This is a genomic window from Sphingomonas oleivorans, from assembly GCF_003050615.1.
In the GTDB taxonomy this organism is placed as follows: Bacteria; Pseudomonadota; Alphaproteobacteria; order Sphingomonadales; family Sphingomonadaceae; genus Sphingomonas_H; species Sphingomonas_H oleivorans.
On sequence record NZ_NWBU01000004.1, the window covers coordinates 287,738 to 302,720 of the forward strand.

12 protein-coding genes and 1 tRNA gene are annotated in these 14,983 nt (G+C 65.2%); 8 read left to right on the forward strand and 5 right to left on the reverse strand.

Annotated elements, in window-relative coordinates; genetic code table 11:
• Positions 1 to 171: 171 nt before the first annotated feature.
• Positions 172 to 1,944 carry a glycoside hydrolase family 66 protein gene (locus CLG96_RS01475; protein ID WP_107966081.1) on the reverse strand — a complete coding sequence of 591 codons (1,773 nt, stop codon included), beginning with the start codon at positions 1,942 to 1,944 and terminating at the stop codon, positions 172 to 174.
• A 501-nt stretch (positions 1,945 to 2,445) separates the two neighbouring features.
• Positions 2,446 to 2,522 (reverse strand) — tRNA-Pro (locus tag CLG96_RS01480).
• A gap of 196 nt (positions 2,523 to 2,718) precedes the next feature.
• Between CLG96_RS01480 and lepA the strand changes: the two genes are divergently transcribed.
• A complete protein-coding gene (gene lepA / locus CLG96_RS01485) occupies positions 2,719 to 4,530 on the forward strand; it encodes a translation elongation factor 4 (RefSeq protein WP_107966082.1) in 1,812 nt (603 codons plus the stop codon).
• Between the two features lie 184 nt (positions 4,531 to 4,714).
• On the forward strand, positions 4,715 to 5,347 hold the full coding sequence (locus CLG96_RS01490; RefSeq protein WP_107966083.1) for a LysE family translocator: 633 nt from the start codon (positions 4,715 to 4,717) through the stop codon (positions 5,345 to 5,347).
• Positions 5,348 to 5,433: 86 nt separating this feature from the next.
• On the opposite strand, the gene CLG96_RS01495 is transcribed toward CLG96_RS01490, so the two are convergent.
• Positions 5,434 to 6,366, reverse strand: a complete 933-nt coding sequence (locus CLG96_RS01495) for a LysR family transcriptional regulator (protein WP_107966084.1) — start codon at positions 6,364 to 6,366, stop codon at positions 5,434 to 5,436.
• Positions 6,367 to 6,473: 107 nt separating this feature from the next.
• Between CLG96_RS01495 and CLG96_RS01500 the strand changes: the two genes are divergently transcribed.
• From CLG96_RS01500 to CLG96_RS01520, 5 genes are all read left to right on the forward strand, one after another.
• Complete coding sequence (locus tag CLG96_RS01500) at positions 6,474 to 7,172, forward strand: pirin family protein (RefSeq protein ID WP_107966085.1); 699 nt, start codon at positions 6,474 to 6,476, stop codon at positions 7,170 to 7,172.
• Positions 7,173 to 7,230: 58 nt separating this feature from the next.
• On the forward strand, positions 7,231 to 7,830 hold the full coding sequence (gene wrbA, locus CLG96_RS01505) for an NAD(P)H:quinone oxidoreductase (RefSeq protein ID WP_107966086.1): 600 nt from the start codon (positions 7,231 to 7,233) through the stop codon (positions 7,828 to 7,830).
• Positions 7,831 to 8,144: 314 nt separating this feature from the next.
• The gene (locus tag CLG96_RS01510) at positions 8,145 to 8,531 is read left to right on the forward strand and encodes a UrcA family protein (RefSeq protein WP_165799476.1); all 387 of its coding nucleotides are present in this window, start codon (positions 8,145 to 8,147) and stop codon (positions 8,529 to 8,531) included.
• A 525-nt stretch (positions 8,532 to 9,056) separates the two neighbouring features.
• Positions 9,057 to 10,211, forward strand: a complete 1,155-nt coding sequence (locus CLG96_RS01515) for a glycosyltransferase family 4 protein (protein WP_107966088.1) — start codon at positions 9,057 to 9,059, stop codon at positions 10,209 to 10,211.
• 90 nt (positions 10,212 to 10,301) lie between these two features.
• Positions 10,302 to 10,997, forward strand: a complete 696-nt coding sequence (locus CLG96_RS01520; protein WP_107966089.1) for an HAD family hydrolase — start codon at positions 10,302 to 10,304, stop codon at positions 10,995 to 10,997.
• 50 nt (positions 10,998 to 11,047) lie between these two features.
• Here the strand turns inward: CLG96_RS01520 and CLG96_RS01525 are convergent, their stop codons facing one another.
• A complete protein-coding gene (locus tag CLG96_RS01525; RefSeq protein ID WP_107966090.1) occupies positions 11,048 to 11,998 on the reverse strand; it encodes a carbohydrate kinase family protein in 951 nt (316 codons plus the stop codon).
• A gap of 16 nt (positions 11,999 to 12,014) precedes the next feature.
• Positions 12,015 to 13,400 carry a sugar porter family MFS transporter gene (locus CLG96_RS01530; protein WP_107966091.1) on the reverse strand — a complete coding sequence of 462 codons (1,386 nt, stop codon included), beginning with the start codon at positions 13,398 to 13,400 and terminating at the stop codon, positions 12,015 to 12,017.
• Positions 13,401 to 13,815: 415 nt separating this feature from the next.
• Between CLG96_RS01530 and CLG96_RS01535 the strand changes: the two genes are divergently transcribed.
• Positions 13,816 to 14,967, forward strand: coding sequence for a PepSY-associated TM helix domain-containing protein (locus tag CLG96_RS01535; RefSeq protein WP_107966092.1), 1,152 nt, complete (start codon positions 13,816 to 13,818; stop codon positions 14,965 to 14,967).
• Positions 14,968 to 14,983: the final 16 nt, after the last annotated feature.

Here is a 14,983-nt window from a genome sequence, read left to right on the forward strand (position 1 = left end):
TAGCCGGCGAATCGGACATTCGCAAACGCAATTGCAGCAAACGGGGCGGGGATTTTGCGGGTGGTCATGTTGAGTAGGAGCGCAGGACAAGGTCCTACGTCGCCGGGTCGCGGTTCATCTGCATCGAATCGGGGTGTCCTGGCTCCGCGCCTGTCGAGAAGGCGCGTGAAATCAGGACAATATGATCGTGCTCCAGTAATGGAGCGCAGGCAGCATGATCTCGACCTCCACACCCGCTGAAGATGCCCGCTTCCTGAATGCAAGCGGCTGGTAACGGCCGCCGTCCACATCGGGCGAGGCCCAGCCGGCCGCGCGTATGTCGCCGGGCATATGGAGCGTCAGGCGCAGGTTGCGCAGATGCGGCGCATCCGGCCGATTCATCGCAATGTCGCGCCAGCGCGGATCATCGCTTCCCAGAAGGTTGATCAGATGGACCATCGTGCGGCCGCCGCCGCGCCGGGCGATGGTCCACAGCCTGTTCGGCTCGCCCGTGGTGCTGGTCATCTGCCCTTCGACCCGCAAACGCACGTCGATCGGCTCCAGGCCGCCACGCAGATAGGTCTGATAGGCCGTCAGGAAATCATAATAATGACGTAGCGCATTGCGGAGCTCCGCCGACATCTCCAGGCGCCTGTTGGGAAAATATTCGCTCGACAGCATCCGCTCCCCGTCGCCCAGCTCGATATGCGAAGCGCCCGAAGCGAAGATCGCCGCATCCGTCAGCAGGACGCTCGGCAGGTTGAACCGTGTCGCGGCGGGCGCCGGTCCATCCTTCGCCTCGCGACGGTGGAGATAGGCGGCGAGGACATAGGCCTTTTGCGGGTTCGCGATCCGAACCTGCTCCGCCGCCGCAAGGATGCTGGCGAATGTCGGATGATCCTCCCACAGTTCCGAATAGACGAAGTCGGCGGCGGAGGTCGCGATATGCTCCTGGCCGCGCGCATTCACCGCGTTGAAGAGAATGCGCCTGCCGAGCCGGGAACGGGCGCGATCGATATAGGGCCGGAAGCCTGCAATATAGTCCACCGGCGAACGGTCATAGGCATAACCGCCGCTCGCGCCGAACGTGTCCACATGCCAGCCGTCGAAGGGATAGACGCGGAAAAGATCCTCCATCCGGCCGAAAATATAGTCCTGCCACGCCGGATCATTCTGGTTCATGTAGAAGAGACGCGGTGTGCTCCAGCCGGGAATGTTGAGATCGAAGCTCTTGGCCGTCTCCGCGGTGCGCTGCCCCTCGGCGCTCGGCCATGTCGCCCATTGGATCGGCAGCGGATCGGCCTTGGAGAAGGCGTCCGCATAGGCGCTGTAGCTGGCATTATAGGCCATCGCCATCATGTTGCGGCGATGCGCCTCATCGATGAAGGCACGAACGATATCCGCCTCGATCCCGCGCCCCGCAATGTCCTTCCAGCTCGCGGCGGGCCGCTCGACCGTTCCGGCAAGCGGCTGCTCGTGCCGATACTGGAAATCGTAAAATTGCAGCCCGTTGATGTGAAAGCAATTGAGCTCGCGGACCCATTTCGCGGGATCCGCCCCGTCCGCCCGGCTGAAATGGGACAGATAACCGTAGCGGGGAAAGCGCTTCCAGTCCGACGATATGTCGAGCGCGCTGGTCCGCTCGCCAAGATCGCGGCCGTCCCGGGAGCGCAGCCGGATGCTGACGAAATAGCCCTGGAAATCGTCGCGGGGGACGGAACAGGAAAGGAGGATCTCGGTCGCATTTTCCCCGAGCGTGGCGGGCCCGCAGCGCCCGACCTCCCGCCCTAGGTCCATCACGCTTGCCATGACGGTCTCACCGCCCACTGCCTTGCCGCCAATCTCGGCGATCAGGCGGACCGGCTCACCGGGCGAATAGCGCGCCTTGTCGGGATAAGCATCCGCAAGCGTGGCCGGCGAAGCGGGCGCCAGCACGGCCGCGGCAAGAGCAACCAGAAACGACATGGAGTCTCCCTTCCGGCGAAAGGATCAATGCGCAGATCGCGATGCGCGTCGCAATTTCAACGGAATCTCTGCAATTTCAGCGGAAGCACGGCCGAAACCGACAGTGCGCTTCTCACCTGAGCATGTGGCCGATGCGGAGCCGGCTGTTGATGAAGCCCATATTTCCTCTCCTCCCTATTTGGAGGGCAAATTCTCACCAGCCGCCGATATTGGCAATGGGGCTGCAAAGGCCTCCCATGATGCGGCGGACGATCCCCGGCTTCGCCACCGCAAGTCGATCATCTCGATACGCTGCAATCGCCGAGGGCGAGGGGAGGCGGCAAGGGAGAGCCGGCGCAGAGGGGCTCTTAACATCTTTCCGAGCCTTGCTTCTTCAGTGTCGCCACGCTGCATCGTCCCTTGTGTCACGAATGTGTCACGAACGACGAAAGGCGAACGAAAGGCAGTCAGCCCGTCTCGCGACAGGCTTCCTATCCTTCTGATTTTCTTGAATTATTAAAATGGTCGGGGAGAGAGGATTCGAACCTCCGGCCCCTGCCTCCCGAAGACAGTGCTCTACCAGGCTGAGCTACTCCCCGACGGAGCCCGGTCGTTAAGCCTTTCGGAGGCCGACCGGTGCAGCAAGTCGCGGGCCTATAGCCGGCTCATCGGGGGGCCGCAAGGGGGTCCGGCGATGTTCGTTGCGATTGACGTCCATCGCATCCGCCGCATGCGGCCGTGGCCACGCCGTCCGCCACTTACGCCTGCGCCCATTTTCCGCTAGGGCGCGCGGCCATGACCACGCCGCTCGACAAAATCCGCAATTTCTCGATCATCGCCCATATCGATCATGGCAAGTCGACGCTCGCCGACCGGCTGATCCAGCGCACCGGCGGCCTTTCGGACCGCGAAATGTCCGCCCAGGTGCTCGACAATATGGAGATAGAGAAGGAGCGCGGCATCACCATCAAGGCGCAGACCGTGCGCCTTGATTACAAGGCGTCGGACGGCGAGACCTATACGCTCAACCTGATGGACACGCCGGGCCATGTCGACTTCGCCTATGAGGTGTCGCGCAGCCTCGCCGCCTGCGAGGGCGCGCTGCTCGTCGTCGATGCCGCGCAAGGCGTGGAGGCGCAGACGCTCGCCAACGTCTATCAATCGATCGAGCATGATCATGAGATCGTGCCCGTCATCAACAAGATCGACCTGCCCGCCGCCGAGCCGGACAAGGTCAAGGCCGAAATAGAGGACATCATCGGCCTGCCCGCGGACGATGCCGTGCTCGCCTCGGCCAAGTCGGGCATCGGCATCGACGATATCCTCGAATCGATCGTCAAGCGCATCCCTGCGCCCAAGGGCGATGCCGCCGCGCCGCTCAAGGCGATGCTCGTCGATAGCTGGTACGATCCCTATCTCGGCGTCGTGATCCTCGTGCGCGTGATCGACGGCGTGCTGAAGAAGGGCCAGCAGATCAAGTTCATGCAGGCCGGCACGCAGCATCTGGTGGACCGCGTCGGCTGCTTCCGCCCCAAGATCGAGCAGCTTGGCGAGCTCGGCCCCGGCGAGGTCGGCTTCATCACCGCGCAGATCAAGGAAGTATCGCAGACCGCCGTCGGCGACACGATCACCGATGCCAAGAAGCCCGCCGCCGAAGCGCTTCCGGGCTTCAAGGAAGTGCAGCCGGTCGTCTTCTGCGGCCTCTTCCCCGTGGACGCCAATGATTTCGAGAAGCTGCGCGACAGCCTCTACAAGCTGCGCCTCAACGACGCCTCGTTCAGCTTCGAGATGGAGACCTCGGCCGCGCTCGGCTTCGGCTTCCGCTGCGGCTTCCTGGGCCTTCTCCATCTGGAAATCATCCAGGAGCGGCTGACGCGCGAATATGATCTCGATCTGATCACCACCGCGCCTTCGGTCGTTTATCACATCAACCTCGCGCATAATCAGGGCGTGCAGGAGCTGCACAATCCCGCCGACATGCCCGATGCGATGAAGATCGCCTCGGTCGAGGAGCCGTGGATCGAGGCAACCATCTACGTCCCCGACGAGCATCTCGGCTCGATCCTCAAGCTCTGCCAGGATCGGCGCGGCATTCAGAAGAACCTCACCTATGTCTCCGGCCGCGCGCAGATCACCTATGAGCTGCCGCTCAACGAAGTGGTGTTCGATTTCTACGACCGGCTGAAATCGATCAGCCGGGGCTATGCCAGCTTCGACTATCATCAGATCGGCTATCGCGAGGGCGATCTCGTCAAGATGAACGTGCTGGTGAACAATGAGCCGGTCGACGCGCTGTCGATGATCGTCCACCGTTCGCAAGCCGAATCGCGCGGGCGGCACATGTGCGAGCGACTGAAGGACCTCATCCCGCGCCATATGTTCAAGGTGCCGATCCAGGCGGCGATCGGCGGCAAGGTGATCGCGCGCGAGACGATCGCCGCGCTCCGCAAGGACGTGACCGCCAAATGCTATGGCGGCGACGCGACGCGCAAACGCAAGCTCCTCGAGAAGCAGAAGGAGGGCAAGAAGCGGATGCGCGAATATGGCAGCGTGCAGATCCCGCAGGAGGCGTTCATTGCCGCGCTGAGGATGGGCGACGAAGGCTGAGGCTGAGCGCCCGAGACTAACGGACGAATTGCGCATGCAATTCATCCGTTAGGCGAGGAAAAGCGCCAGCCCGGCCGACGACCGGCCGGCCTGCACGGCCGTGTCGATCGACGGCGCGGCTTCGCCGCGACGCATGCCCACCCCATGCTACAGCCCCGCCATTGCTGACCCTGCGGAGCCGCCGATGACCATCGCCCAATCGCTGCTGGCCTTCCTCCTCGCCGCCGGCCTGCTCACCATCACGCCCGGCGTCGATACCGCGATGATCCTGCGGACGGCGACCATCGAAGGCCCCGCGCGGGCCGCCTTCGCCGCGCTCGGCATCGGGCTCGGCTGCCTGCTCTGGGGGGCGGGAACGGCGCTCGGCCTGGGCGTGCTGCTCGCCGCGTCCGAACTCGCCTTCACCATCGTCAAATGGGCGGGTGCCGCCTATCTCGTCTGGCTCGGCATCGGGCTGATCCGCAATCCCCGCCAGGGTCTCACGACTGCGCGAGGCAGCGCGCCCGCCGCCGGATCGGGCGCTGCGACATGGCTGTGCCGGGGATTGCTGACCAATTTGTTGAATCCCAAGGTCGGCGTCTTCTACATCAGCTTCCTGCCGCAATTCGTGCCCGATGGCGTGCCGGTGGCGGGCTACAGCTTCCTGCTGGCGGCGATGCATGTGGTGCTCGGCCTGCTCTGGGCCGGGGCGCTGATCGCTGCCTCCGTCCCGCTCGGCCGCTTCCTGTCGCGCCCTTCGACCGTCCGCGCGATGGACCGGCTGACCGGCACCGTCTTCATCGCTTTTGGCGTGAAACTCGCTTTGTCCAGGCGCTGATCCCTTCCCACCGTCATTCCGGCTGGAGCATTTTTCACCAAACCGCGCTCAGCCCGAGCGCACTGATTCAATCTGGGTGAAACCCGCTAAGCCGCATTCTCCCGCTCCCCGAACCGCGCCCAGGGCGCGAAGGAGAGATGCTGCACCAGATATTCGATCAGCACGGACACGCGCTTGGGCCGCAACGCGCCCGGCGGCGTCACCACATTCACATTGATGATCGGCGCATGCCAGTCGCACATCACCGGCTCCAGCCGCCCATCCATCAGTTCGCGCCAGATCAGAAATTCGGGCTGCACCGCCACGCCCTGCCCTGCCAATAGCGCGGGCAGCAACGCATCCGCATTGTTCGATCGCATCCCCGCCGGCACGCGCACCGCATATTCGCCCTCGGTCGCATGCTCGAAGCGCCACACGGTCGGCGAGGCGAGATAGGTGTAGATCAGGCCGACATGCCCCTCCAGCTCGCGCGGGTGGCTCGGCCGGCCATGCTTGTCCCAATAATCCGGCGTCGCCACCAGCGGCCGGCGCACCTCGAACAGCCGCCGCGCGCGCAGCGATGAATCGCTCAGCGCCGCGATGCGCAGCGCAAGGTCATATCCCTCTCCCACCAGATCGACGAACTGGTCGCTAAGGAAGAGCTCCACCGAAACCTCGGGATAGAGCGCCATGAAGGTCGGCAGCAGCGGCGCCAGATGCTGCATCCCGAAGGACATGGGGGCGGACATGCGCACCAGCCCGCGCGGGGTCGCCGATTGCGCCGATGCCTCCGCCTCCGCCGCCTCGCCTTCCGCCAGGATGCGCGCCGCCCGATCGAGCGACTCCCGCCCGCTCTCGCTCAGCGACAGGCGGCGCGATGTACGATGGAGCAGGGTCGTCCCCAACCGCTGCTCGAGCCGCGTCACCGCCTTGGACACGGTCGCCTTGGAAAGCTTCAGCTCGTCCGCCGCGCGGGCGAAGGAGCCCGTGTCCGCCACCTTCGCGAAAATCGCCCAGGCTTCGAAATCCGGCAATGACATAGGCTCACCTTCAGAAACGATGAGTTTCTATCATTCCTGTTTTTGCCCGGCTGTAAATCCTTATCTTGGCGTCAACAGCATTGCTCATCCGAGCAGGGAGACAGTAGATGATCGACCTTCGTCCTTTCGACAGCCTCGGCGGCGCCAACCATGGCTGGCTCGACGCCAAGCATCATTTTTCCTTCGCCAACTATTATGATCCCAAGCGGATGAACTGGGGTTCGCTGCGCGTGTGGAATGACGACACCATCGCCCCGCGCACGGGCTTCCCGCCGCATCCCCATTCGGACATGGAAATCATCACCTATGTCCGCAAGGGCGCCATCACGCATCAGGACAATCTGGGCAATAAGGGCCGCACCACGGCCGGCGACGTCCAGGTGATGTCCGCGGGCACCGGCATCGCGCATTCCGAATATAATCTGGAGGACGAGACGACCCAGATCTTCCAGATCTGGATCCTGCCCACCGGCCGCGGCAAGGCGCCGAGCTGGGGCACGCGGCCCTTCCCCAAGGGCGAGCGCTCCGGCCATTTCGTGACCCTCGCCTCGGGCTTCGAGAATGATGGCGACGCGCTGCCGATCCGCACCGACGCCCGCGTCGTCGGCGCGACGCTGAAGGCAGGCGAGAGCGCCGAATATCCGCTCGGCAAGGATCGCCACGCCTATCTGGTGCCGGCGGCCGGCGCGATCGAGATTGACGGCATTCGCGTCAACGCTCGCGACGGCGCCGCGATCAGCGACGTGGAGACGCTGCGCGTCACCGCGCTCGAGGATGCCGAGATCGTCCTCGTCGACGCGGCCTGACATGCTGCGGCGCCTTTTGACTCTTTTCCGTTCCTCCGTTCAGCCAAGGAAGACACGCATGAGCAAGGTCCTCGTCCTGTATTATTCGAGCTATGGTCATATCGAGCAGATGGCCGAGGCCGTCGCCGAGGGCGCCCGTTCAACGGGCGCCACGGTGGACATCAAGCGCGTGCCCGAGCTGGTGCCGGAGGAAGTGGCGAAGAACAGCCATTTCAAGCTGGATCAGAAGGCGCCGATCGCGACCGTCGACGATCTCGAACATTATGATGCGATCATCGTCGGCACGGGCACGCGCTATGGCCGCATGTCCTCGCAAATGGCCAATTTCCTCGATCAGACCGGCGGCCTGTGGATGCGCGGCGCGCTCAACGGCAAAGTGGGCGCGGCCTTCAGCGCCACCGCCAGCCAGCATGGCGGGCAGGAAACGACGCTTTTCTCGATCATCACCAACCTGATGCATCTCGGCCTGGTGGTGGTCGGCCTGCCCTACAGCTTCCAGGGCCAGCTCAAGCTGGACGAGGTGACCGGCGGTTCGCCCTATGGCGCGACGACCATCACCGGCGGCGACGGTTCGCGCCAGCCGAGCGAGAATGAGCTGGAAGGCGCCCGTTTCCAGGGCCGCCATGTCGCGGAAATCGCCAACCGGCTGTTCGGCTGATCCACCGGCGGCGGAGCATGCTCCGCCGCCATTTTCCCGCGTAGGATCAGGGGCCGGAACACACGCATAAGTTGCGCGGCACGGTCCGAAAAACCGCCTCGGATCGAGTATTTACCGCATCGCAGCGGCCGATTCCTGTTGCAGCGCAATGTCGAAATCGCCGGATTTGCGCGCTTTTCGACTTGTTCGGCTCCGATCCGAACCTATAATGTTCGCGTGGGCCGCAAATGGCCCGCTGTCGGCGCGATCCGTCGTGCCCGGCATATAAAAACACGAGACGTCACCATGTCGAGTGCCGTCCGCAGGAGAATGCCATGCCTACCCCTCGGTCGGGCCCCAGCCCGCGCCCCTCATGGGCTATCGCCATCGCCGCCATCCTGTCCTTCGGGGCTTCGGCTGCGCATGCCGATCCCCAGATCCAGGTCGATGCCACATCCGGGGATTCCATCACCCGGACGAAGATCGTCCATACCGACGATCTCAACCTTGCCAGCCCGGTGGCGCAGCGCAGGCTGGAACTGCGCATCGCCCGCGCGGCGCGCGAGGTCTGCGGCTATTCCTCGATGCACGGGCTGCGTCCGCCCGAATCCTATCTGCGTTGCGAAGAAGGCGCGCTCGCAGGCGCGGCCCGTCAATGGGCCCCGCTCCAGAAAAGCGCCGAGCGCGACAGCGGCCGTTCGTCCATCCGCTTGATGGATTAATCAAGCGCGGACGAACGCGCAGCTCCCTTGAAGGGCGGCCGATGACCCCCCATCGGCCGCCTTTTTATTATGTCCGTCACCCTGCAACGGAGTTGGGCGAAAAACGGACCTAGCGAGACCTGTGCGCGGGTGGGAGTAGCCGAGGGTGGAAGAAGCTGATTCCATGGGCTTTCCGAGATGGAGAGGGCCGAGATGGAGAGGAGCCATGTCCCATCGTTCGATCGGCCAGGAACAGTTCGGCTTTTCGCGCCAACAGCGCTCGTCATCCTCGCTCGACGAGATGGCCAGGCTGATCTCGGGTGGGAGCCGATCATGACGCTGCTCGCCCCACTCTATCCGGCAATGAAGGGAGAGCCCGCCCGGCCACCTTGGCGATGTTCAAGGCGCTATTCCTGCAGTCTGCTATGATCTGTCCGTCGCGTCGGCGCTTCGCTATGGCCGCATTCTTCTCGCCGGGGTCTTGCACGGGCGCCACCCGTCCCGTTCCGCATGGCTTTTTGCCGAGACACCTTCTACGAGCCGCCGATGGACGTTACCGATCTTCGCGTCGCCCTGTTCACGGGCAATTATAATTATGTCCGGGATGGCGCCAATCAGGCGCTGAACCGGCTCGTCGGCTATCTCCAGCGCGAAGGCGCCAAGGTCCGCATCTACAGCCCCCGCACCGATACGCCCGCCTTCCCCTCCACCGGCAAGGTGATCGGCGTGCCGGCGCTGCCGCTACCCGGCCGCGCCGAATATCGCGCCCCGCTGTGCATCCCGCCCCGGGTGAAGCGCGACATCAGGGATTTCGATCCCACCATCTTTCATGTCGCCAGCCCCGAAATATTGGGCCATCGCGCCGTCACGCTCGCCCGCAAGCGCGACCTGCCGGTCGTCGCCTCGGTCCATACCCGCTTCGAAACCTATCCGCGCTATTATGGCCTCGCCTTCATGGAGCCGCTGGTGGAGGCCGCGCTGCGCCGCTTCTATCGCCGCTGCGACGCCATTTTCGCGCCCTCCGAATCCATGGCTCAGCTGCTGCGCGAACAGCGGATGAGCTATCATGTCGGCATCTGGTCACGCGGCGTCGATCGCGAGGTCTTCTCGCCCGCGCGGCGCGACATGAACTGGCGCCGCAGCCTCGGCATCGCCGATGACGAGCCCGTCATCGCCTTTGTCGGCCGGCTGGTGATGGAAAAGGGGCTGGACGTCTTCGCCGATGCGATCGATGCGCTCGATCGGCGCAATGTGCGCCATCGCGTGCTGGTGATCGGCGAGGGGCCGGCGCGCGAATGGTTCGAGCGCCGCCTGCCCGACGCCATCTTCGTCGGATTCCAGAAGGGCGACGATCTCGGCCGCGCCATCGCCTCCGCCGACATGCTGTTCAATCCGTCCGTCACCGAGACGTTCGGCAATGTCACGCTCGAAGCCATGGCCGCCGGCCTTCCCGTCGTCGCCGCGCGCGCGACGGGCAGCCTCAGCCTCGTCACCGAAAATGTCACGGGCAAGCTGGTCCGCGCGGGTGGCACGGAAGCCTTCGCCAATGCGCTGCGCGTCTATTGCGAGGATCCCGGCACGCGCGAGGCAGCCGGCATTGCGGGCCGCAAGGCGAGCGAGCGCTATGGCTGGGATCAGGTCAATCAGAAGCTGGTCGAGGCCTATCTCCGCATCGTCCGGGCGCGGGCCAGGGGCAAATAGGCCCGGCACCTCCGCCGCCCCGCCGGGGCAGGGGATGACGACCGGTCCGCTCCACGCTATTGAGCTCGACCCAAGCCCGTGGAGGCCCTTATGCCCGTCACCACCATCGGTCTCGATGCCGACGACACGCTCTGGCACAATGAGACGATCTTCCGCCTCACGCAGCGCCGCTTCCAGGAATTGCTCGCCCCCTTCGCGGACGAGGCGCTGATCGAGGAGCGGCTGGCGGAGGTCGAGCAACGCAACCTCGCCCTCTATGGCTATGGCGCCAAGGGCTTCACCCTCTCGATGCTCGAAACCGCGCTGGAACTCAGCCGCGCCTGCGTGCCGGCGACGGTCGTCGAGGAGATTCTCGCCGCCGGCCGCGAAATGATGCGCCATCCCGTCGAGCCGCTGCCCGGCGTCACCGAGGCGCTGGAGACGCTGGCGGAGCGCGCGCGGCTCATTCTCATCACCAAGGGCGATCTATTCCATCAGGAGGCCAAGCTCGCCGCCTCCGGCCTGGGCGATCATTTCTCGGGCGTCGAGATCGTCAGCGACAAGCGGGCGGACACCTATCGCCGCATCTTCGCGCGCCATGGCGCGGGCGCGGACCAGTCGCTGATGGCCGGAAACAGCGTCCGTTCGGACATATTGCCCGCGCTCGAGGCAGGCAGTTACGCCGCGCTCATTCCCTATCCGCTGGTCTGGGCGCATGAAGCGGCCGAGGTTCCGACCGGCCATCCCCGCTTCACCGAACTCGCCTCGCTCGCCGAACTCTCCGCCTGGCTCGAAAACCTCGCCTGATCGTCCCGCCAGCTCCATCCTGCCGGCGCCATCCTGCCGGAGAATGCCGGTCAGGCCGACAGCAGCTCCATGTCGATCTCGTTCCGATAGGGCAGATCGGGGCCGCGGCGGGAGCAGGTCACGCCGGCGGCGCGTATCGCATAAGCGGCGAGCCGTTCCAGCTCTCCGCCGCCAAGCCCCGCGAGCCCCGTCGGGGAGGCCGCGCCATTGGCATGCAGATAGGCAAGCATCGCCGCCTGGAAGGTATCGCCGGCGCCGACCGTATCGACCACGCTGATGGGCGCTGCCGATATCTCGACCGCGCCATGCGCCTGCGAAAGAAGCAGCGCCCCGTCGCCGCCGCGCGTCACCACCACCAGCCGGCAGCGGTCGGAAAGCCAGCGCCGCGCGGTCTCGATCGGATCCGCGCCGGGATAGAGCAGGTCGATATCCTCGAGGCTCGCCTTCACCACATGCGCATAGCGTGCGAAGCGCTCGATCTGCTCCCGCCAGCGCGCCGTATCGGGCTCGACCGCGAGGCGGACGTTCGGATCGAGCGTGACGAGGCAATGCTCCCCCACCCGCTCGAGCAGCGCCAGCAGCCGATCCGCCGAAGGCTGGGTCACGAGCGGGAAGGAGCCGACATGGACGGCCGTGATCGAATCGATCGCGGCGGCGACCTCGTCGACATCGGGATGGAAATTCGCCTCGTCCAGCCCCCGGAAACGGTAGCTGGCGATGCCCTGCTCGTCGAGGCTGACCAGCGCGCAGGGCGTCGGCCCCGTCGAGCGCGAGGCGAAGCGGACATCGACATTCTCGCGCGCCAGCGCATCCTGGAGCGCGCAGCCATAATCGTCGCCGGAAAGCGAGGTGGCGAGCGACACGGGCACGCCCAGCCGCGCGAGGCCGATCGCCACGTTGAACGGCGATCCGCCCGCGACGGCGCGCGGCCGCGCGCCGGACGAAGCTTGGTCCCCTTCCTCGAATACGTCGAACAGCGCCTCGCCGCAGATCAGAAACATGCGGATATCCCCTCGATCAGGCCGAAACGGTGGCGGTCGTGCCGGCGGGGGCGCCGCCGGCTCCGGCCGTGTCGCGCGATCCACCCAGCCGCTCCTCCATCTCCTCCAGCGCCACGCCGCGCGTCTCGGGGAAGAAGATCAGCACGAGGACGAACTGCAGCGCCATCATCCCGGCGAAGAACAGGAAGGGCGCGCCGCGCGACACCGCTGCCACCGCCGGGAAGACGCCCGAGATCAGCGCGTTCCACAGCCAATGGGTGGTGCTGCCCAGCGCCGCGCCGCGCGCACGCACGCTCGTCGGGAAGATCTCGCTCAGATAGACCCAGATCACCGCGCCCTGGCTCACCGCGAAGAAGGCGATGAAGCCGATCAGCATCCACAGCAAGAGCGCCTCGGGCAGATGGCCGAAGAGCACCACCGCGACCACCGAGAGACAGGCCGTCATGCCCGCCGCACCGACCAGCAGCAGCGTCTTGCGGCCGACACGGTCGATCAGCATCATGCCCAGCGCCGTGAACAGCAGGTTGGCGACGCCGATCGCCACGGCCTGCCGGTCGGCCGAAACCGCGCCATAGCCGGCGGCCGCGAAAATATCGTTCAGATAATAAAGGATCGCGTTGATGCCGGCGAGCTGGTTGAAGCTCGCCAGGCCGAAGGCGAGCAGGATCGGCTTGCCATGCCGCGCCCAGGAAAGCTTCACGCCGGCATGGGAACGCTCCTCGGCCAGCGAACGCTCGATCTGCTTCAGCTCGCCACGCGGATCGGCGATGCCGATATTGGCGAGCACCTCGGCCGCCTCCGCGCCGCGCTGCTTTGCCGCGAGCCAGCGCGGGCTGTTGGGGATGCGATAGAGAAGGACGAGCAGCACCACCGCTGGCGCTGCCGCCGCGCCAAGCTTCCAGCGCCACACTTCGCTGCCGTCGAGCAGCGCGCCGATCACGCCATTGCTGAGATAGGCGACGAGGATGCCCAGCACGACATTGAACTGGAACATGCCGACGAGCGCACCGCGCCGCGCGGGTGGGGCGATTTCGGAAATATAGACGGGCGCCAGCACGGAGGAGCCACCGATCGCGATCCCGCCGATGAAGCGGAAGAAGATCAGCGATCCCCAGTCCCAGGCGATCGCCGAGCCCACGCCCGAGACGATATAGAACAGCGCCAGCACGCGCAGCGCGTTGCGGCTGCCGAAACGGTCGCCGGGCGATCCGATCAGCAGCGCGCCGAGCAGCGTGCCCCACAGCGCCGAGGATACGGTCAGGCCAAGCGAGGCCGGCGTCAGATCGAAGACGCGGACGAGATCGCCCGTCACGCCCGCTACTACCGCCGTGTCGAAACCGAACAGCAGCCCTGCGAGCGCTGCGGTCGCAACGCTGACGCCCAATAGATTCCGTGCTTGCATCAATCCCCTCCGGCGGCCCGCATCCGCAATTATTAAGAAAACGTTTTCTCCTGAGCAGCTTCGAAGGTCAAGACCGAATCAAGGCTTCACAAAGGCGTCCGCCGCCAGATTGAACCGGATCATCGTCAGACGCGGCGATGAATCGGGCGTCCCGTAGCGATCTGGCGACATATTATTTCGTGTGCACCCTGTTCGACCATTCGACAATGTTGATCTCCCGCCCTTTTTGCGATTGCGAATGAGAATTGGTCGCACTAATCATTTCTTCCGGGGGCATAGGATGCGATCGAGCAAACCGGTGGGCTGAATCCCAGGCCCCGCACGGGCCTCCGCCCGTTCGGAACATGGCAGGCGGGATCGGCTCGATGCCGCTCTGTCAACAGGGAAAAATACGGGACGGAAATCGATCTCTGACATGCGCAAGAAACTCGTCACCCTGCATCTGTGGTTCGGCCTGACGATCGGCCTGCTCTGGGCGGTTCAAGGGCTCAGTGGCGCGCTGCTGGTATTCCATCAGGAAATTGAGCGGCTGGCGGGCCCGGCGACGAGCGCGGGGCCGCAGGCTTCGCTCGATACCGTTATCGCCCGCGCGGCCAAAGCGGCGAATGCCCCGATCGACACGGTGAGCGTGACGGACGGGCGCGGCGACCTGCTGTCGGCCTGGTACAGGGATGCGGAAGGTCATAAGCGCGCCCAACTCGTCGATGCGGCCACGGCACGCATTCTGGCGGCGCATGATCGCGAACCGGCGCTGCCGGCCGCGGGATCGGCCATGCAATGGGTCTATCTGCTTCACGAAACGCTGCTCGGCGGAGCGTTCGGCGAGACGCTGATCGGCATCTCCGGCCTATTGCTGATGACGGCTGCCGCGACCGGCCTGTACGTCGCCTGGCCGAAGCGCCGGCAATGGAAGGCGGCCTTCTCGGTCAGCCGCTGGCGATCGCCGCCGCAGAAGCTTTATGGCTGGCACAGGGCGGTGGGGCTGCTCACCGGCTTCGCGCTGCTCGTCATCGCGCCATGCGGCATCTATATGGTCTTCGCGAACGAGCTGCGTCCCGCGCTGGCAAAGCTTGTGCCGCATCACCTGCCCTATAAGATCGCCCCCGCCCCGGCCGATTTCCGGCCGACCGAGAGCGCTCAGGCCGCGCTCGACCGCGCCCACGCGCTCTTTCCGGACGGCCGCTTCGTCCGCCTGACCCTGCCCACGGCCGAGGCGCCCGCCTATCGGATCCGCCTGCGCCAACCGGGCGAGACGCGCGCATGGTCGGGCGTTACGACCATCGTCATCGATGCGCGCACCGGCCGCACGCTCAATATCTATGATCCGCTGAAGGCGCCGCTCAGCAATCGCATCCTGGACGCCGCTTATTCCATCCACAATGGCGAGGTCGCGCATCTTGCCGGGCGGCTGCTGGTGATGCTCGCGGGCCTCGCGCTGCCGACACTCTACATTACGGGCATCAAGTCCTGGCTCGGCAAGCGCCGGCGGAAGAAATCGGGCAAGCGCCGTGCCGCGCCCCAAAGTGCATCCGCCTCTGCCGGATCAAGGAGCGCCCCGCTTCCATAGCTGACCGGCCGATTAC